The 19,471-nt window shown below is 71.4% G+C and carries 17 protein-coding genes and 1 pseudogene; 16 read left to right on the top strand and 2 right to left on the bottom strand.

Going from position 1 to position 19,471, the window contains the following annotated elements; genetic code table 11:
* The 9 genes and pseudogenes from BLA60_RS44480 to BLA60_RS40170 form a co-directional block, all read left to right on the top strand.
* Positions 1–329: pseudogene (locus BLA60_RS44480) on the top strand (SCO3242 family prenyltransferase); the annotation flags it as partial.
* On the top strand, positions 326–1,798 hold the full coding sequence (locus BLA60_RS40205; protein WP_075138345.1) for an EboA domain-containing protein: 1,473 nt from the start codon (positions 326–328) through the stop codon (positions 1,796–1,798). The pseudogene BLA60_RS44480 and the gene BLA60_RS40205, both read left to right, overlap by 4 nt.
* Entirely contained in the window at positions 1,795–2,658 is an 864-nt protein-coding gene (locus BLA60_RS46050; RefSeq protein WP_075138344.1) for a TatD family hydrolase, read from the top strand. The genes BLA60_RS40205 and BLA60_RS46050 overlap by 4 nt, the downstream gene beginning before the upstream one ends.
* Positions 2,655–3,791, top strand: a complete 1,137-nt coding sequence (gene eboE, locus BLA60_RS46045; RefSeq protein ID WP_084736109.1) for a metabolite traffic protein EboE — start codon at positions 2,655–2,657, stop codon at positions 3,789–3,791. The genes BLA60_RS46050 and eboE overlap by 4 nt, the downstream gene beginning before the upstream one ends.
* Entirely contained in the window at positions 3,788–5,194 is a 1,407-nt protein-coding gene (locus BLA60_RS40190; protein ID WP_281257524.1) for an alkaline phosphatase family protein, read from the top strand. The genes eboE and BLA60_RS40190 overlap by 4 nt, the downstream gene beginning before the upstream one ends.
* Positions 5,191–6,195, top strand: a complete 1,005-nt coding sequence (locus BLA60_RS40185) for a sugar phosphate isomerase/epimerase family protein (protein ID WP_075138343.1) — start codon at positions 5,191–5,193, stop codon at positions 6,193–6,195. The genes BLA60_RS40190 and BLA60_RS40185 overlap by 4 nt, the downstream gene beginning before the upstream one ends.
* Positions 6,196–6,244: 49 nt before the next feature.
* Complete coding sequence (locus tag BLA60_RS40180; protein ID WP_075138342.1) at positions 6,245–7,105, top strand: sugar phosphate isomerase/epimerase family protein; 861 nt, start codon at positions 6,245–6,247, stop codon at positions 7,103–7,105.
* 50 nt (positions 7,106–7,155) lie between these two features.
* A complete protein-coding gene (xylB, locus tag BLA60_RS40175; RefSeq protein WP_075138341.1) occupies positions 7,156–8,562 on the top strand; it encodes a xylulokinase in 1,407 nt (468 codons plus the stop codon).
* Positions 8,563–8,648: 86 nt separating this feature from the next.
* A complete protein-coding gene (locus tag BLA60_RS40170; protein ID WP_084736108.1) occupies positions 8,649–8,999 on the top strand; it encodes a hypothetical protein in 351 nt (116 codons plus the stop codon).
* Between the two features lie 111 nt (positions 9,000–9,110).
* Here BLA60_RS40170 and BLA60_RS40165 read toward each other — a convergent pair whose 3' ends face one another.
* Positions 9,111–9,539, bottom strand: a complete 429-nt coding sequence (locus BLA60_RS40165) for a hypothetical protein (RefSeq protein WP_075138340.1) — start codon at positions 9,537–9,539, stop codon at positions 9,111–9,113.
* A gap of 95 nt (positions 9,540–9,634) precedes the next feature.
* Between BLA60_RS40165 and BLA60_RS40160 the strand changes: the two genes are divergently transcribed.
* The 7 genes from BLA60_RS40160 (at position 9,635) to BLA60_RS40130 (ending at position 18,066) form a co-directional block, all read left to right on the top strand.
* On the top strand, positions 9,635–10,822 hold the full coding sequence (locus BLA60_RS40160; protein WP_075138339.1) for a saccharopine dehydrogenase family protein: 1,188 nt from the start codon (positions 9,635–9,637) through the stop codon (positions 10,820–10,822).
* 333 nt (positions 10,823–11,155) lie between these two features.
* Positions 11,156–12,316: a BMP family lipoprotein gene (locus BLA60_RS40155; protein WP_075138338.1), complete on the top strand. Its 1,161-nt coding sequence runs from the start codon at positions 11,156–11,158 to the stop codon at positions 12,314–12,316.
* A gap of 82 nt (positions 12,317–12,398) precedes the next feature.
* Positions 12,399–14,009, top strand: a complete 1,611-nt coding sequence (locus BLA60_RS40150; protein ID WP_084736104.1) for an ABC transporter ATP-binding protein — start codon at positions 12,399–12,401, stop codon at positions 14,007–14,009.
* Positions 14,006–15,103: an ABC transporter permease gene (locus BLA60_RS40145; RefSeq protein WP_245812489.1), complete on the top strand. Its 1,098-nt coding sequence runs from the start codon at positions 14,006–14,008 to the stop codon at positions 15,101–15,103. Before BLA60_RS40150 ends, BLA60_RS40145 begins: the two co-directional genes overlap by 4 nt.
* Complete coding sequence (locus BLA60_RS40140; protein WP_084736103.1) at positions 15,100–16,377, top strand: ABC transporter permease; 1,278 nt, start codon at positions 15,100–15,102, stop codon at positions 16,375–16,377. Before BLA60_RS40145 ends, BLA60_RS40140 begins: the two co-directional genes overlap by 4 nt.
* Positions 16,378–16,399: 22 nt before the next feature.
* Positions 16,400–16,792, top strand: a complete 393-nt coding sequence (locus BLA60_RS40135; RefSeq protein ID WP_075138353.1) for a cytidine deaminase — start codon at positions 16,400–16,402, stop codon at positions 16,790–16,792.
* Positions 16,789–18,066, top strand: coding sequence for a thymidine phosphorylase (locus tag BLA60_RS40130; RefSeq protein ID WP_075138336.1), 1,278 nt, complete (start codon positions 16,789–16,791; stop codon positions 18,064–18,066). Before BLA60_RS40135 ends, BLA60_RS40130 begins: the two co-directional genes overlap by 4 nt.
* Before the next feature lie 66 nt (positions 18,067–18,132).
* Here the strand turns inward: BLA60_RS40130 and BLA60_RS40125 are convergent, their stop codons facing one another.
* Positions 18,133–19,275: a coiled-coil domain-containing protein gene (locus BLA60_RS40125; protein WP_075138352.1), complete on the bottom strand. Its 1,143-nt coding sequence runs from the start codon at positions 19,273–19,275 to the stop codon at positions 18,133–18,135.
* Between the last annotated feature and the right edge of the window lie 196 nt (positions 19,276–19,471).

Raw genomic sequence — 19,471 nt, 5'->3', positions numbered from 1 at the left:
GGTCGCCCGCCTCGGCCGCGACCGCGCTCGCCGCCACGGCGGCGGCCAGCGTCGCGGCGGTCGGCGGCCACGCCCACTCCGGGCGCCACCGGCTCGGCGCGCTCACCGCCGGGGCGCTGTACTCGGCGACCGTCGGGCGCGCGCAGCTCGCCGCCCGCGACGACCCGTCGGCCGACACCGTCCGGCGCGCCACCATGGCCGGGATCCACGGCATGGTGCCGTTGCAGGCGGCACTGGCCGCGCGCCGGGGCTCGCTGCTGGGCGCGCTCGCGGTGGTCGCCGCGCTGCCGCTGGCCCGCCGGCTGTCACGGAAGGTGAGCCCGACATGAGCGCCTTCCACCTCGGGTACGGGACCAACGGGTTCGCCAACCACCGCCTCGACGACGCGCTCCGGCTGATCGCCGACCTCGGCTACACGGCCGTCGCGCTCACCCTCGACCACCACCACCTCGACCCCTACGACGACGACGTGCTCGCCGAGACCGACCGGGTCGCGCGGCTGCTCGCCCGGCTCGGGCTGCGCTGCGTGGTCGAGACCGGCGCCCGCTACCTGCTCGACCCCAGCCGCAAGCACCACCCGACGCTGGTGTGCGACGAACCCGCCGCCCGGATCGACTTCCTGCGCCGCGCGGTGCGCATCGCCGCCGAGCTGGACGCGGACTGCGTGTCCTTCTGGTCGGGGATCCGGCCCTCGTCGGTGAACCCGGAGCTGGCGTGGCGGCGGATGCGCACCGGGGTGTCGACCGTGCTCGACGAGGCCACCCCGCTCGGCGTCCGGCTGGGACTCGAACCGGAGCCGGGGATGTTCGTCGAGCGGCTGGCCGACGCGCTGCACCTGCGCGCCGACCTCGGCGAACCCGAGCTGCTCGGCATCACCCTGGACGTCGGGCACTGCGTGGCCGTCGAACCCCAGGACGCGCCGGCGTGTGTGCGGGAAGCCGCCGGCCTGCTGGTCAACGTGCAGCTCGACGACATGCGCCCCGGGGTGCACGAGCACCTGGAGTTCGGCGAAGGTGACCTGGACCTCGCCGCGACCCTGGCCGCGCTCGACGAGGTCGGCTACACCGGTGTCGCGGCGGTCGAGCTTCCCCGGCACAGCCACGCGGCGCCCGACGTCGCCGCCACGGCGATCAGCGCGCTGCGCGCGGCGATGGTGCCCGACCGGGCGCCCCGAACTGTGGAAGGCGAGGTGGAGTGGGTGACACAGGTGGATCATCCCTGGCTGGTCGACGCCGAGGACCGGGTGCGGGCCGACCCGGCCGCGATCGCGACGTTGTTCCCCGCCGTCGGGCGCAAGGTCGGCCGGGCGCCGCTGCGTCCCGAGTCCGACCCGCAGGGTCTGGTGCACGGCACCGTCGACGACCTCGCCCGCACCCGGCTGCTCACCGTGCTGGCCGGGGTCCTCGCCGGTGAGGCGCTGACCACCGAGATCGCCCAGCTGTACCGCTACGGCGACGACGCCGAACGCCGGGGGGTGCTGCGCGGGCTCGGGGCGCTGCCAGAGGAGGTCGCCGGTACCGGGCTGGAGATCGTGCGGGACGCGTTGCGTGCCAACGACATCCGGCTGGTCGCCGCCGCCATGGGCGCCTTCGGCGCCCGGCACCTCGACGCGCACGCCTGGCGCCACGGCGTGCTCAAGTGCCTGTTCGTCGGCGTGCCGCTGGCCGCGGTCGCCGACCTCGACCGGCGTGCCGACGCCGAGCTGCGGCGCATGGTCTCCGACTATGCCGACGAACGGCGCGCCGCCGGCCGGGACGTTCCGGCCGACGCGGAACGACTGCTGGAGGTTCGCTCGTGAGGATCTTCGACCCGCACATCCACATGACCTCGCGGACCACCGACGACTACGAGGCCATGTACTCCGTCGGCGTCCGCGCGCTGGTCGAGCCGGCGTTCTGGCTGGGGCAGCCGCGGACCAGCGTCGCCTCGTTCACCGACTACTTCGACAGCCTCATCGGCTGGGAGCGGTTCCGGGCCGCGCAGTTCGGCATCCGCCACCACTGCACCATCGCGCTCAACCCCAAGGAGGCCAACGACCCCCGCTGCCGCGAGGTGCTCGACGTGCTGCCCCGCTACCTCGCCAAGGACGGCGTGGTCGCCGTCGGCGAGGTCGGCTACGACTCGATGACCCCCGAGGAGGACGAGGTCCTGGCCGCCCAGCTGGCGATGGCCGTCGAGCACGAGCTGCCGGCGCTGGTGCACACCCCGCACCGGGACAAGCTCGCCGGCACCCGGCGCACGGTCGACGTGGTGCGCGAGTCGGGCCTGGCCCCCGGACGGGTGCTGGTCGACCACCTCAACGAGCCGACGGTCGCGGTGGTCGCCGACTCCGGCTGCTGGATGGGTTTCTCGATCTACCCGGACACCAAGATGGACGAGCAGCGGATGGTCGCCATCCTCCGCGAGTACGGCACCGACCGGATGATCGTCAACTCCGCCGCCGACTGGGGCCGCTCGGACCCGCTCAAGACGTACAAGACCGGCCTGGCCATGCTGGAGGCCGGCTTCGACGAGTCCGATGTGGACAAGGTGCTGTGGCAGAACCCGGTCGAGTTCTACGGCCAGAGCGATCGGCTGGTGCTCGACGAGCTGCCCGGGTTCACCGCGTCCACCGACACCTTCGCCGGCAACTCGGTGCTGCGCGGCGGTGGCGCGTGACCCCACTGTCCTACTGCACCAACGTGCACCCGGCGGAGGACCTGCCGGGTGTGCTGGCGCAGCTGGACCGCTACGCCGAGCCGGTGCGCCGGCTGGTCGGGGTCGACGTGCTCGGGCTCGGGCTGTGGCTGCCGGCGGGGCTGGCCGGTGAGCTGGCCGGCGACCCGGCGCTGCGGGCCCGGCTGCGCGCCGAGCTGGACGCGCGCGGCCTGGAGGTGTACACGCTCAACGCCTTCCCCTACGGCGGCTTCCACGACGACGTGGTCAAGCACTCGGTGTACCGTCCGCAGTGGACCGATCCCCGACGTCTCGAGTACACGGTGGACTGTGCGACCGTGCTGGCCGACCTGCTGCCCGACACCGCGAGCTACGGCAGCATCTCGACCCTGCCGCTGGCCTGGCGCGCCCCGTGGGACGGCGCCGACGACACGGCCGCCACCTCGGCGTTCGCCGAGCTGACCGGTGTGCTGGCGGGGATGGCGCGGCGGGACGGGCGGCCGATCCGGTTGGCCGTCGAGCCGGAGCCGGGCTGCGTGCTGGACACCGTGGCCGACGCGGTGAGCTGGCTGGCGAACCGGGTCGACCCGCGGTTCGTCGGACTCTGCCTGGACACCTGCCACCTGGCGGTGTCCTTCGCCGACCCGGCCGAGACCGTCGCCGCGATCCACCGGGCCGGGCTGTCGGTGGTGAAGGTGCAGGCCTCGGCGGCGTTGCAGGTCGAGGAGCCGGCCAGCGAGGCGGCGCAGGCGGCGCTGGCCGACTTCACCGAGCCGCGCTACCTGCACCAGGTGCGCGAGCGCACCGGCGACGGCGCGGTCCTCGGCTCCGACGACCTGCCCCAGGCCCTGGCCGAGCTGCCGGCCCAGCGCGCCTGGCGGGTGCACTTCCACGTGCCGCTGCACGCCCGCCCGGCCGCCCCGCTGTCGGCGACCACCGACGTCCTGCGGGGCGCGGTGGCGGCCCTGGAGTCCACTGTGGAGGAATTGCCGCACATCGAGGTGGAGACCTACACCTGGAGTGTGCTGCCAGAGACCGCGGGCAACGGTGGGGACACCGCCCTGATCCGCGGCATCGCCGCCGAGCTGCGTTGGGCCGCCGCCCAGCTGCTCGGCCAGGAGGGAGGGGTCCGGTGACCGTGTCGACCACCCGGCTGGTGCTGCTCGACGTCGTGGGACTGACGCCGAAACTGTTGCGGTACATGCCCAACCTGTCCGCGCTGGCCCACCGGGGCTGGCAGGCCGAACTGGGCACCGTGCTGCCGGCGGTGACCTGCAGTGCCCAGTCGACGTTCCTGACCGGCGCGATGCCGGCCAGCCACGGGATCGTCGGCAACGGCTGGTACTTCCGCGACGTCGGCGAGATCCACCTGTGGCGCCAGCACAACCGGCTGGTGGAAGGGGACAAGGTCTGGGAGGCCGCGCGGGCGCGGGTGCCCGGCTACACCGCGGCCAACGTCTGCTGGTGGTACGCCATGGGCGCCAGTACCGACATCACGGTCACCCCCCGGCCGATCTACCACGCCGACGGCCGCAAGTCGCCCGACGCCTACGTGCGTCCGCCGGCCCTGCACGACGAGCTGGTCGGCGCGCTCGGCGAGTTCCCGCTGTTCCAGTACTGGGGGCCCACCGCCGCGCTGCGGTCCAGCGAGTGGATCATCGGCGCGGCCCGCAAGGTGCTCGCCGAACACCACCCCGACCTGGTCATGGTCTACGTCCCGCACCTGGACTACGACCTGCAACGCTTCGGCCCGGACGCCCCGCAGGCCGCGCAGGCCGCCCGCGAGGTCGACGCCGCGCTCGGCCCGCTGCTGGCCGACGCGCAGAACGCCGGCGCCACCGTCGTCGCGCTCTCCGAGTACGGCATCACGCCGGTGCGCCGCCCGGTCGACATCAACCGCCTGCTGCGCACCGAGGGACTGCTGGAGGTCTACACCCAGGCCGGCATGGAGTACCTGGACCCGTGGACGTCGCGGGCGTTCGCGGTGGCCGACCACCAGGTCGCGCACGTGTACGTCAACGACTCCCAGGACCTGCCCAGGGTGCGCGAACTGCTCGGCGAGCTGACCGGCGTCGACGAGGTGCTCGGCCGCGAGGAGCAGGCGAAGTACGGCATCGACCACCCGCGCTCGGGCGAGCTCGTGGTCACCGCCGAGCCCGACGCGTGGTTCACCTACTACTACTGGCTCGATGACGACCGCGCACCGGACTTCGCACGCGGCGTGGAGATCCACCGCAAGCCCGGCTACGACCCGGCCGAGCTGTTCTTCGACCCGGCCGACAGGTTGGCCAAGGCCAAGGCCGGGCTGAACCTGGTGCGCAAGAAGGCCGGCCTGCGCTACGCGATGAGCGTGGTGCCACTCGACCCGACCTGCGTGCGGGGCTCGCACGGACGGTTGCCCGACCGGCCGGAGGACGGGCCGGTGCTGCTGTGTTCGGTGCCCGACGCCGAACCCGGCGGAGCCCTCGGCGCGACCGAGGTACACGACCTGTTGTTGCGACTGCAAGGAATTGGCGTACCGGAAGGAGTTCGACGATGAGTCGACCAGTCACCCTGTTCACCGGCCAGTGGGCCGACCTCCCGTTCGAGGAGGTGTGCAAGCTCGCCGCGCAGTGGGGTTACGACGGGCTGGAGATCGCCTGCTCCGGCGACCACTTCGAGGTGGACCGGGCACTGGCCGAGGACGACTACGTGGCCAACAAGCTCGCGCAGTTGGAGTCGCACGGCCTGAAGGTGTGGACCATCTCCAACCACCTCGTCGGCCAGGCGATCTGCGACGACCCGATCGACGAGCGGCACCGCAACATCCTGCCGGCCCGCATCTGGGGCGACGGGGAACCCGAGGGCGTGCGCCAGCGCGCCGCGGCCGAACTGGCCGACACCGCCCGCGCGGCGGCCAAGCTCGGGGTGAACACCGTCGTCGGGTTCACCGGCTCGAAGATCTGGAAGTACGTGGCGATGTTCCCGCCGGTGTCCCAGGAGGTCATCGACGACGGCTACGCCGACTTCGCCCGCCGGTGGAACCCGATCCTGGACGTGTTCGACGAGGTCGGGGTGCGGTTCGCGCACGAGGTGCACCCGTCGGAGATCGCCTACGACTACTGGACGACCAAACGGACCCTGGAGGCGGTGGACAACCGGCCGGCGTTCGGCCTGAACTGGGACCCGTCGCACTTCGTGTGGCAGGACCTCGACCCGGTCGGGTTCATCCTGGACTTCGCCGACCGCATCTACCACGTGGACTGCAAGGACACGAAGAAGCGCTTCGACGGCCGCAACGGCCGGCTCGGCAGCCACCTGGCGTGGGCCGACCCGAGGCGCGGCTGGGACTTCGTGTCCACCGGCCACGGTGACGTGCCGTGGGAGGAGTCGTTCCGCGCGCTCAACGCGATCGGCTACACCGGCCCGATCTCGGTGGAGTGGGAGGACGCCGGCATGGACCGGCTGCGGGGGGCCGAGGAGGCGGTGACGTTCATCCGCAACCTGATCTTCGACAAGCCGACCGCGGCGTTCGACGCCGCCTTCTCCACCAAGGACTGACGGGGCACCGGGGGACTGATTCCGACAGGTTCCAACGAAGGGATTCGTCATGGCTCTCTCCAGAAGGACGATGTTGCGCGGCGCGGCGGCCGGTGCCGTGGCGGCCGGTGCGGCCGCGGCGTTACCCGGCACCGCGAGCGCGACCGGTGAGCGCGGCGGCGGCCGGCCGTGGTCGCGGCGGGTACCCAAGGACAAGATCAGCATCCAGCTCTACACGCTGCGTTCGGTCCTGGAGACCGACCTGGAGGGCACGCTCTCCGCGCTGGCCGACATCGGCTACCGCAAGGTCGAGCTGGCCGGCACCTACGGCCGCAGCGCCACCGAGTTCCGCGCCATTCTCGACCGCTACCACCTGCGGGCGAGTTCGACCCACGTCGGCATCGACGGTGACCTCGACCAGGCCATCGCCGACGCGAAGATCCTCGGCAACCGCCGCAGCAACGTGGCCTGGGCGAGCTACCCGACGCTGGCCGAGTGGCGGGAGTTCGCCGGTCGCCTGGACGCGGCCGGCAAGCTCTACCGGCGCGCCGGGATCGGGTTCGGCTACCACAACCACGCCCACGAGTTCGCCAGGATCGACGGCGTGCGGCCGTGGGACGTGCTGGTGCGCGGGACCTCGCGGCGCAACGTCAGCCTGGAGATGGACCTGTACTGGGTGGTGGTCGGTGGCGGCGACCCGGTCGGCGAGTTCTACAAGGTGGCCGGCCGGGTCAGGCAGTACCACGTGAAGGACCGCGCCCCCGACGGCGGTTTCGCCGACCTGGGCGAGGGGAACATCGACTTCCCCCGCATCTTCCGGTCGAACTGGCCGTTGGAGGTCGACGAGTACATCGTCGAGAACGACGAGCCGGTCGACGCGCTCAGGTGCGCGAAGACGGGTTACGACTATCTCGTCGGAGTGCGGTTCTAGTTTCTCGGTTCGTTGCTCGGAGCCTGTCTGTCGTTCGGAGGTTGGGGACCATGCCGCTGGTGGCCGGGGTCGACTCGTCGACCCAGTCCTGCAAGGTGGTGGTGCGAGACGCGGAGTCCGGTGCGCTGGTGCGCAGCGGATCCGCCCGGCACCCCGAGGGGACCGAGGTGGACCCCACGGCGTGGTGGGAGGCACTGGAGGTCGCGATCGAGCGGGCCGGCGGCGTCGACGACGTCGCCGCCGTCTCGGTCGCCGGCCAACAGCACGGGATGGTGTGCCTGTCGGACACCGGGGAGGTGGTCCGCCCCGCCCTGCTGTGGAACGACACCCGCTCGGCCCCCGCCGCCACCGCCCTGATCGACGAACTGGGCGGCGCGGCGGCGTGGGCCGACGCGGTCGGTGTGGTCCCGGTCGCGTCGGTGACCGTGACCAAGCTGCGCTGGCTGGCCGAGCACGAGCCGGACTCGGCCGCCGCCACCGCCGCCGTGTGCCTGCCGCACGACTACCTGACGTGGAAGCTGCGCGGCACCGGCGACATCACCACGCTGACCACCGACCGTGGCGACGCCTCCGGCACCGGGTACTTCTCCCCGGCGACCGGCCGCTACCGGCCCGACCTGCTCGAACTGGCCCTGGGCCGGGTACCCGGCCTGCCGACCGTGCTCGGCCCGTCGGACACCGCCGGCCGCCTGGCCTCCGGTGCCCTGGTGGGCGCGGGCACCGGCGACAACATGGCCGCCGCTCTCGGCGTCGGCGCCGAACCCGGCGACGTCGTGGTGTCCATCGGCACGTCCGGCACGGTGTTCGCCGTGGCCGACAAGCCAAGCGCCGACGCCTCCGGCCTGGTCGCCGGTTTCGCCGACGCGTCCGGCCGGTACCTGCCGCTGGTCTGCACCCTCAACGCCGCCCGGGTCCTGGACGCGGTCGCCAGGATGATCGGCGTCGACCAGGACACGTTCGCCGAGCTGGCCCTGTCCGCCCCGCCCGGTGCCGACGGCCTGGTCCTGGTCCCGTACCTGGAGGGTGAACGGACCCCGAACCTGCCCACCGCCACCGGTGCGCTGCACGGCCTGCGCCTGGCCAACGCCACCCCCGCCCACCAGGCGAGGGCCGCCGTCGAGGGCGTGCTCTGCGGCCTGGCCGACGCGATGGACGCGCTGGTCGCCCAGGGCTGCCGCGCCGACCGGATCCTGCTGGTCGGCGGCGGCGCCAGGTCGGCGGCGGTGCGCCAGGTGGCCCCGCTGGTCCTGGGCCGCCCGGTGGTCGTCCCCGAACCCGGCGAGTACGTCGCCGACGGCGCCGCCCGCCAGGCGGCCTGGGCACTGACCGGCACCGACAGCCCACCCCGCTGGCGGCTGGGTGCCGTCGACGAGGTGACCGGGAAACCGACCCCGGGCCTGCGCGAGCGCTACGCGCAGGCACGCGGCAAGTTCCTCGACCGCCCCGCCGGCAGCTGACCCGGCGGGCCAGGTCACATCGGCGGACCTGCTAGAACTGGGTTCCCACGGGCTGACCCGGCCTGGCCGACCCAAGGAGACCTTTCGTGGAGTTCGTGCGGCTGTTGTTGGTGTTCCTCCATCTGCTCGGTATGGCCGTGCTGATCGGTTCGTTCCTGGTGCAGCGCCGGGTGCCCGCCGGCGGGCAGCTCAACGCCGGCTGGCTGCACGGCGCCGGCCTGCAACTGGTGACCGGTCTGGCACTGCAACTGTTGGCCCCGACCACCGACACCGAGTACAACCACATGAAGCTGGGCATCAAGATGTTGGTGCTGCTCGTGATCGGCGGCCTGGCCCTGACCTACACGCTCAAGAAGAAGCCGGCCCCGTCGTGGCTCAACCCGGTTCTGGGTGGGCTGGTCGTGCTCAACGTCGGCCTGGCCGTCTTCTGGACGTGACCGGGGGACATGACTTCCTGTGAGGGTGGGCCGCCGGCTGGCGGCCCACCCTTTGCCGGTTCAGGGCCGACCCGCCGCGGGGGTGGGCGAGCTGTTCGGCCTTCCCGGTTCTCAGTCCGCCTTCCCGTCCTCCCGTGTGTCCACTGTGGTCTCGACACGGTCCATCCTGGTGACGAGCCCGTCGACCCTGCCCTCCAGTGTGGAGGTCCGGCTCTCGAACCCGGTGAACACCTCTTTCAACTCGATGACGTGGCGCTCGGTGGTGGTCTGGCGGGCGGACAGGTCACCGATGGTCGTCGTGAGAGTGCTGAGCTGGGCGGCCACGGCGTTGACGGTCCGCTCGATACTCCTGAGACGTTCGCCGGTATCGGCGGCGAACTGGTGGTGGAGCGTTTCGAGGTTGGTGAGACGTTGGTCGATGGTGGTGGTGAGGGATTTGAGGCTCTTGACGTTGTCGTTGGTTTCGGTGCTGAGTTCGTAGAGTGCCGCGATGTCGTTGGTGTTGCGGGTGACCATGCGCTGGAGGTCGAGCTGGGCCATGCGAGGGATCCTAACTTTGGGGCCGGCGGGCGGATGCCCGCTCGGGAACGGGTCGGTAGGGTCGGCTACTTCTGGGTAGGAAAGGGGTTTCAGGCATGTCGGTGGGCCGTGAGTTCGACGTGGTGCTGTTCGGGGCGACCGGTTTCACCGGCGGGCTGACCGCCGACTACCTGGCGGCCGAAGCGCCGACCGGTTGCCGGTGGGCGGTGGCCGGTCGGGACGTGGCGAAGTTGGCGGCGTTGCGCGACCGGCTGGCGGTGATCAATCCCGCCTGCGCGAAGCTCGAACTCCTCCACGCGGACGTGACCGACCCGCCCTCGCTGCGTGCCGTGGCGGCGCGCAGCCGGGTGGTGGCCAGCACGGTCGGGCCCTACCTGCTGCACGGCGAACCGTTGGTCGCCGCGTGCGCGGAGGAGGGGACCGACTACCTCGACCTCACCGGGGAGCCGGAGTTCACCGACCGGATGTACCTCACCTATCACGCCAGGGCCAGCGTCACCGGGGCTCGGCTGGTGCACTGCTGTGGGTTCGACTCCATTCCGGCCGATCTCGGCACCTACTTCACCGTCGCCCAGTTGCCGGCGGGGGTGCCGATCCAGGTCCAGGGTTACGTCTCCGGTTCGGCGACCTTCTCCGGCGGCACGCTGTACTCCGCGGTCACCGCCGTCTCGCGGCTGCGCAAGGCGGCCGCGATCGCCGCGCGGCGCCGGCGGGTCGAGGGTCGGCCGACCGACCGGCGGGTGCGTGGTGCGAAGGCGGTGCCCCGCTACGAGAGGACCGTTGGCGCGTGGGCGTTGCCCGCGCCGGTGATCGACCCGCAGGTGGTGTTGCGCTCGGCGAGGGCGCTCGATCGCTACGGCCCCGACTTCAGCTACGGCCACCACCTCACGGTGAGTCGCCTTCCGGTCGCCGCCGCGGTGCTCGGCGGGATCGGTGCGGCGGTGCTGCTGGCGCAGGTGCCGCCGGGGCGCCGGCTGCTGCTGTCCAGGGCGCGGCCGGGCGAGGGGCCGAGCGAGCAGCGGCGCGCGAAGTCCTGGTTCCGTGCCAGGTTCGTCGCGCAGGGTGGCGGCCGGCGGGTGCTGACCGAGGTGAGTGGCGGCGACCCCGGGTACGGGGAGACCGCCAAGATGCTGGCCGAGTCGGCGTTGTGTCTGGCGTTCGACGACCTGCCGTCGACCGCGGGCCAGGTGACCACCGCGGTCGCCATGGGCGACGCGTTGATCAGGCGGCTGACGCGGGCGGGCATCGGTTTCCGGGTGGTGGACGAGCGGGCGCTGGTGTGACGTCGGGTTGATCGCATGCCTCGATCGTCCCCCCGAAAAAGACGGTCCGGGGGAGTCGATCCCGGTTCTGTGGACAACTCCCTGACCTGTGGACAACTCGGCTCTGGGGGCCATTTGGACCTGGTCGCCGAGGGGCGGTCGTGGTACAACGCCTCGCGAAGAGGCGGACCGCACGCGAACGATCACGTTGTGTGCCCCCGGGACCCGGCGCGAAAACGATTGGGTCACGCGCCACTACGCGGCAGTAGCACTTCTTCCGTCGCGGAGTACGGTCTCGCGAATAAGTTTGCGTCCGGCGCATGTCGGACGCCGCAGCCCGGGAGGGAGAAAGCCTTGCGCTTCAAGCGGGGAGTCGCGGTCACCGCGATCGCTTTGACCAGCGTGCTGTCCGTGGTTGGGTGTGCGAAGGATTCCGCATCCTCGGACAACGGGTCCGGCAACCAGAACGGTGCCGCGGCCGGTTGTCAGACCGTGGACAAGCCGGCAGCAGCCGAGGGTAAGACCAGCACGACCGAGACGGCGGCCGACGTCGACGGCAGCAAGCTCAAGGTCGGCCTGGCCTTCGACATCGGCGGCCGGGGCGATGCGTCGTTCAACGACTCGGCCGCGGCCGGGCTCGACGAGGCGATCGCCCAACTGGGCGTGAAGAAGGAGAACACCAAGGAGCTCACGGCCTCCGACCAGGAGAGCGAGGACGCCAAGCAGACCCGCCTGCGTCAGCTCGCCACCGAGGGCCACAACCCGATCGTCTCGGTGGGCTTCGCCTACTCCGAGGCCGTGGTCGCGGTCGCCAAGCAGTTCCCGAACATCAAGTTCGCGGTCGTCGACGGCTTCGCCGAGGGCGCTCCGGAGAACGTCACGTTCCTCGGCTTCGCCGAGCACGAGGGCTCCTTCCTGGTCGGCGTCATCGCCGCGCTCAAGAGCGAGAGCTGCAACATCGGCTTCGTCGGCGGCGTGAACGTCCCGCTGATCCAGAAGTTCCAGGCCGGGTTCGAGCAGGGTGTCAAGGCCGTCGCGCCGGACGCCACGATCGAGTCGCGCTACATCACCGAGGCCGGCGACCTGACCGGGTTCACCGACGCCCCCAAGGGCCAGGTCACCGCGAAGGGCCTGATCGACGGCGGTGCCGACGTGATCTACCACGCCGCCGGCGCGTCCGGCAAGGGTGTGTTCGCCGCGGCCCACGAGGCCGGTGTGATGGCCATCGGTGTCGACTCCGACCAGTACAACCAGGAGACGGTCGCCGAGTTCAAGGACGTGATCATCTCGTCCATGCTCAAGCGGGTCGACGTGGCGGTGTACGACTACATCTCCGCGGTCGCGGCCAACGACCTCGCCAGCCTTCCCCCGGTCTTCGACCTGAAGGTCGACGGCGTCGGCTACTCCACCACCGGCGGCAAGATCGACGCCGAGACCCAGGAGTGGGTCGAGTCGTACAAGCAGCAGATCATCGACGGCAAGGTCACGGTCGAGGACTCCCCGACCGGTAGCTGAGGTATCGGCGTCAAACCCGTGGGTGTACGGCGCACCGGCCGTACACCCACGGGCATTTGACGTGAGAGAAGGGCGCCATCCGATGTCCGACACCGCGCGAACCAGCGCGCAGGCCGTCGAGTTGACCGGCATAACCAAACGGTTCCCAGGCGTGGTCGCCAACTCCGACGTCCACCTGTCCGTTCGCTCCGGCGAGGTCCACGCCCTGTGCGGGGAGAACGGTGCCGGCAAGTCGACCCTGATGAAGATCCTCTACGGGATGCAGACCCCCGACGAGGGCACGATCAGGGTGCACGGTGAACAGATCCACTTCAAGTCGCCGGCCGACGCGATCAAGGCCGGGATCGGCATGGTGCACCAGCACTTCATGCTCGCCGACAACCTGACCGTGCTGGAGAACGTCGTGCTCGGCGCCGAGGCGCTGCACGGCATCGGCCGCCGGGCCAGGGCGAAGGTGCGTGAGCTGGCCGACTCCACCGGCCTGGACGTCGACCCGGACACCCTGGTCGAGCGTCTCGGCGTGGCCGACCGGCAGCGGGTCGAGATCCTCAAGGTCCTGTACCGGGGGGCGCGGATCGTCATCCTCGACGAGCCGACGGCCGTGCTCGTCCCGCAGGAGGTCGACGAGCTGTTCGGCACGCTGCGCTCGATGCGCGCCGACGGCTACACCTTCCTGTTCATCTCCCACAAGCTCGACGAGGTCCGGACCATCGCCGACACGGTGACCGTGATCCGCCGGGGCACCACCGTCGGCACGGTCGACCCCAGCAGGGTGACCAGCCGTCAGCTCGCCGAGATGATGGTCGGCAGCGAGCTGCCCAGCCCGCAGACCCGCACCTCGACGGTCCAGGACCGGGAGATCCTGCGGGTCCGGGACCTGACCCTGCGCACCGCCGACGACCGTGTCCTGCTCGACTCGCTGGAGCTGTCGGTCCGCGCCGGCGAGATCCTGGGTATCGCCGGGGTCGAGGGCAACGGCCAGACCGAACTGGTCGAGACGATCATGGGCATGCGCAAGGCGTCGTCCGGGGTGGTCAACCTCGACGGCGCCGACCTGAGCCGGGTCGGTACGAAGAAGCGCCGCGAGGCCGGCATCGGCTACATCCCCGAGGACCGCACCCGTCACGGCCTGCTGCTCCAGCAGCCGCTGTGGGCCAACCGGATCCTCGGCTACCAGACCCGCCGCCCGACCGCGCGCGGCATGATGATCGACGTCGACGGCGCGCGCCGGGACACCCGGCGCATCGTGGATGAGTTCGACGTCCGTACCCCCGGCATCGAGGTCGCGGCCGGGTCGCTGTCCGGCGGCAACCAGCAGAAGCTGGTGATCGGCCGGGAGCTGTCCGGTGATCCGCTGCTGCTGATCGCCTCGCACCCGACCCGCGGTGTGGACGTCGGCGCCCAGGCCGCCATCTGGGACCAGATCCGGGCCGCGCGGGCCAGGGGACTGGCCGTGCTGCTGGTCTCCGCCGACCTCGACGAGCTGATCGGCCTGTCCGACTCGATCAAGGTCATGTTGCGGGGCCGGTTCGTCGCCGACGCCGACCCGGCGACGGTGACCCCCGAGGACCTCGGCTCGGCGATGACCGGCGCCGGCGCGACCGACGACGAGGGTCACCTCGTGGTCGACCACACAGCCGACGACACCGCCGATCAGGCCGACGGCCGCACTGACGAAGGAGTGGAGAGTTGACCGCCAAGCTGCGTTCGTCGCTGCTGGCGCCGGCGCTCGCGATCGGGTTCTCCGCGCTGCTGTGCGCGATAGCCCTGCTGGTGTCGGGGTCCAACCCCGCCAGTGCGCTCGGCGTGATGATCGGCCAGGTCGGTGAGGGCCAGGTCGCGGTCGACATCGTCAACAGCACGGCCATCTACATGCTGGCCGCGCTGGCGGCGGCCATCGGCTTCCAGATGAACCTGTTGAACATCGGGGTCGAGGGCCAGTACCGGATCGGCGCGCTGGTCGCGGCGATCGTCGGCAGTTGGCTGGTGTTGCCGCCGGTGTTGCACTGGCTGGTGATCCTGTTGGTCGCCATGCTGGCCGGCGCGCTGTGGGCGCTGATCCCGGCGGTGCTGAAGGTGACCCGCGGGGTGCACGAGGTGCTCTCCACGATCATGATGAACGGGATCGCGTTCGGCCTGGCGGCCTTCCTGATCTCCCAGGATCGCTTCGGTGAGCTGGTGGGCAACAACATCTCCACCGAGCCGATCCCCGAGTCCGGTCAGGTGCCCAACGTCGATCTCGGTGACCGGGGGCAGATCTTCGGGCTGGTGCTGTTGGCGGTGGTCGCCGCGGCGGTCTACGGCCTGGTGCTGCACCGAACCCGGTTCGGGTTCGAGTTACGGGCCTCCGGCGAGTCGCCGACCGCGGCCGCCGCGGGTGGCGTCAACGCCAAGAAGATGATCATGATCGCGCTGCTGACCTCCGGCGCGGTCGCCGGCCTGGTCGGCATGCCGGAGATCCTCGGCCGCGACCACGCCTACACCCTCAACTTCCCCGCCAACTACGGCTTCGCCGGTCTGGGCATCGCGCTGCTTGGCCGCAACCACCCGGTGGGGATCGCCTTCGGCGCGCTGCTGTGGGCGTTCCTGGACAAGTCCAAGGTCGCGCTGGACAACGTCGGTGTGCCCCGCGAGATCGCGACGATCATGCAGGGCGCGATCGTGCTCTCGGTGGTCGTGGCCTACGAGATCGTCAAGCGGATGGACCGGGCGGCCGAGCAGCAGCGGGTCGGCCGGGCGATGGGCACCGTGGAACCGGTCGCGGCGGACTCGGGGAGTGCGAAATGAGCATGGTCGAGGTGCAGCCGGGCGGCGCGTCCGGCATGACGATGCCCACGGCGCCCCGGCGCCGGCCCCTGCCCGGCTGGGCGATCTTCCTGCTCGGTGTGGTCGCGGTGGTCGGCGTGCTCGCCACCACCTCCTACCTCACCGACGAGCCCCGGTTGACCTCCTCGTCGACCATGCAGAACACGGTGACACTGGGCTTACCGATCCTGCTCGCCGCCATCGGCGGCATCTGGGCCGAACGCTCGGGCATGATCAACATCGGCCTTGAGGGCATGATGGTCCTTGGCACCTGGGGCGCGGCCTGGGGCGGCCTGCAGGGCGGCCCGTGGGTCGCGGTGCTCTCCGGCGCGGTGTTCGGTGCCCTGGGCGGCGTGCTGCACGCGATCGCCACGGTGAGCTTCGGCGTCAACCACATCGTCTCCGGCGTGGCGATCAACCTGCTCGGGCTCGGGGTCGCGAAGTACCTGTCGACGCTGCTGTTCCAGCCGCTGTCGCACAACCCCCGGGACTCGCCGCCGATCGAGCAGTTCGACACCTACTCCGCGCCGGGCCTGAGCGACTGGCTCGGTGAGTTGGAGGCCGAGCAGCGGGTGGTGATCTCCGACGTCGCCGGCCTGGTCAAGGGCCTGGTGACCAAGGTGTCGCCGATGCTGCTGATCACGATCCTGCTGGTGGTGGCGACCTACGTGGTGCTCTGGCACACCCGGTTCGGGCTGCGGCTGCGCTCCTGCGGCGAGAACCCGGTCGCGGCCGAGTCGCTGGGCGTGAACGTGTACTTCCACAAGTACGTCGCGGTGATCGCCTCCGGCGCGTTCGCCGGTCTCGGTGGTGCCGCGCTCGTGCTCGGCTCGAACCCGGCGATCTACTCCGAGGGCCAGACCGCGAACCGGGGCTTCATCGGCCTGGCCGCGATGATCTTCGGCAACTGGCGTCCCGGTGGTGCGCTCGCCGGCGCCGGCCTGTTCGGCTACGCCGACGGCCTGCGGCTGTCCTCCGGGCCGGGGACGGTGCACTCGCTGCTCTACGCGGCGGTGATCGCGGCGGGGCTGCTGGTGGTCTGGCAGCTGTTCCGGCGCAAGTGGATGACCGCGGCGCTGGCGGCGGCCGGCGCGGTCGTGGTCTACGTCCTGTACTACGTCAGCGACGAGCTGCCCCGGGAGTTCCTGCCCTACACCCCGCACATCATCACGCTGGTGGTGCTGGCACTGGCCGCGCAACGGCTGCGACCACCGGCGGCCGACGGGCTGCCCTACCGGCGAGGTGAGGGTGACTAGCGACGACATGATGATCGACATGATGATCGACAGCGTGAACTGGGACGAACTGCGCGCCGCGGCGGTCACCGCGGCGGCCTCGGCGTACTGCCCGTACTCCGGCCTGCGGGTCGGCGCGGCCGCCGTGGTCGACGACGGCCGCCAGGTGGTCGGCTGCAACGTGGAGAACGCCTCCTACGGCCTTGGCCTGTGCGCCGAGTGCACGATGGTCGGCCAGCTGCGCCTGACCGGCGGCGGCCGGCTGGTCGCGGTGGCCTGCCGGGGCGGCGACGGTGAGCTGCTGATGCCGTGCGGCCGGTGCCGGCAGGTGATCTACGAGTTCGGCGGCCCGGACTGCCTGCTCGACACCCCCGACGGCCCGCTGCCGATGAGTCAGGTCCTGCCGCACGCCTTCGGCCCGGACGACCTGCCATGACCACGATGTCGGCGGTCGACGTCATCCGGACCAAGCGCGACGGCGGCGGGCTGACCGACGAGCAGATCGACTGGGTCGTCGGCGCCTACACCCGGGGCGAGGTGGCCGACGAGCAGATGTCGGCCCTGGCGATGGCGATCTTCCTCAACGGGATGACCGCCGCCGAGACCGCCCGCTGGACCAGGGCGATGATCGACTCCGGCGAGCGGCTGACCTGGCCGGCCGGGCGGCCGACCGTCGACAAGCACTCGACCGGCGGCGTCGGCGACAAGATCACGTTGCCGTTGGCGCCGCTGGTGGCCGCGTGCGGGGTGGCCGTGCCGCAGCTGTCCGGGCGGGGCCTTGGCCACACCGGCGGCACGCTGGACAAGCTGGAGTCGATCCCCGGCTGGCGTGCGCAGCTGACCACCGCCGAGATCGCCGCGCAGCTGGAGACGGTCGGGGCGGTGGTGTGCGCGCCGACCTCGGGGCTGGCTCCCGCCGACCGCAAGCTCTACGCGCTGCGGGACGTGACCGGGACGGTGGAGTGCGTCGCGCTGATCGCCTCGTCGATCATGTCGAAGAAGATCGCCGAGGGCGCGGGCGCGCTGGTGCTCGACGTCAAGGCCGGCTCGGGCGCGTTCATGCCCGACGTCGAGTCGGCGCGGGAGCTGGCACGTGCGCTGGTGGCGATCGGCGTGGAGCACGGGCTGCGGGTCTCGGCGCTGATCACCGACATGTCGGTGCCGCTGGGGCGTGCGGTCGGCAACGCCGTCGAGGTCGCCGAGGCGGTCGACGTGCTGCGTGGCGGCGGCCCGGCCGACGTGGTCGAGCTGACCCTGGCGCTGGCGCGGGAGATGCTGGCGCTGGCCGGTGTCGACGTCGACCCGGCGCGGGTCCTGGCCTCCGGCCGCGCCTACGACACCTGGCGGGCGATGATCACCGCCCAGGGCGGCGACCCGGACGCGGCCCTGCCCGAGCCGGCGCACGTCCACACGGTCACCGCGCGGCGCTCCGGTGTCCTGTCGACGTTGGACGCCCGCGCCGTCGGGGTGGCCGCCTGGCGGCTGGGGGCGGGGCGGGCCCGCAAGGAGGACCCGGTGCAGGCGGCGGCCGGCGTCCTGTGCCGTGCCAAGCCCGGTGACCGGGTCACGGCCGGCGAGCCGATCCTGGAACTGCGCACGGACACCCCGGACGCGATCCCGTCGGCCCTGGCCGCCCTGGAGGGCGGCTACGCGATCGCCGACAGCGCACCGGAACGCACCCCGCTGGTCCTGGAAACACTGCGCCCCTGACCGTTTCCGCGGCGGTCAGGTCCCGCTGCCGTTCCCGGGCGGACAGGCCGCCCGGGAACAGCGGGATCAGGTCGTGGCCTCGGCCTCGTCCGGCTCGTCGGTGCGAATGGTCTTCTGGGGCTTTCCGTTGCGCCGCCGGGCGGTCTGGCGGGGGAGGGTCGCCGGCGGGCGGGGCGGCTGGGCGCCGCCGCCCATCATGAGTTCGGCGAAGGTGGCCATGGCCTCGTCGAGGTGGCCGCCGATGCGGCGTTCGGACTCCTCGTTGCTCGTACGGACCATCGACGCCAGCTGGTCGTTGTCCGGCTGGTTGGTCAGGGTGCCCTCGACCTTGCGCAAACCGTCCGTGACCACGCCACCCAGTTCGCTGATCTTCTGGGTGAAACCGTCTTCGACGGTGTCCAGGCGGGTCGTGAGGCTGTCCAACCGGCCGGTGACCTGCTCCAGGCGCGCCGCCAGCGACTCCAGGCGCTCGGTCCCGTCGACCGTGGACTTCGTGTCGTCGATGGCGTCCTGCATCGACTTGCGCGCCTCGTCGACGGCGCCGCGCACACCGGTCGCCTTCTCGTCGATGTTGTTGTGCAGGGCGTTGGCGGTGTCGCCGAGCCGGCCCTGGACCTTGTCGACGGCCTCGGACACCGACTGGCGCAGGGCATCGCGCGTGGCGTCGAGCTGGCCGCGCAGGGCGCCGTCGGCCTCGTCGACGCGGCCGCGCACGTTCGTCTCGGCCTGGTCGATGCGTTCGCGGACCGGGCCGTGCACGGCGGCCGGCAACGCGTCGAGCTTGAGGTCCTGCTTGTCGAGGTGCTTGTCCAGGTGCGCGTCGAGCTCGTCGATGCGGCGGTGGATGTTGGCCAGCTTGTCCTCGAGCCCGTCCATCCGCCCCGCCACGCCCTCGAACCGCCCGGTCACCCCGTCGAGCCGGCCGTCGAGCTGGGCGAAGGGGGTGGCGAGCTTGTCGACGATGGCCTCGACCGCGCGGGTCAGCGCCGCGATGGCGCCGTCCTGGGCCTCCAGCCGGGCGATCGCGTCCTCGACGCGGGTGGACAGGGTGTTCAGTTCGCCTCGGTCGGGCATTTCGGAGAGGCGCTTGCGCACCGACCCGATCGACTCCAGGGGGGAGAGCCGCGCGTGGATTTCGTCCAGGGTGTCGAAGATCTGCTGCTGTTCGCTCTCACGGATCTCAGCGGCGCGTACGAGCATGTTGCGCATCCGGTCGAACGACACCGTCGAATTGTTCTCGTTCACGGAGGTGACCTTCGTCGTGGGGAGGGGCAGGGCCGGCCTTGCGAGCCTAGCCACTCCGAGAACGCATCCATACACCACCCGTGAGTTGATTGCAGCTCCAACGATGAGCTGTTAGGCCGATCAGCGGAGGCAGATCGGGCTGTTGCCGCGTACAGGCATG

Source organism: Actinophytocola xinjiangensis (assembly GCF_001921215.1).
In the GTDB taxonomy this organism is placed as follows: Bacteria; Actinomycetota; Actinomycetes; order Mycobacteriales; family Pseudonocardiaceae; genus Actinophytocola; species Actinophytocola xinjiangensis.
This window is presented reverse-complemented; position numbering and strand designations above follow the sequence as displayed.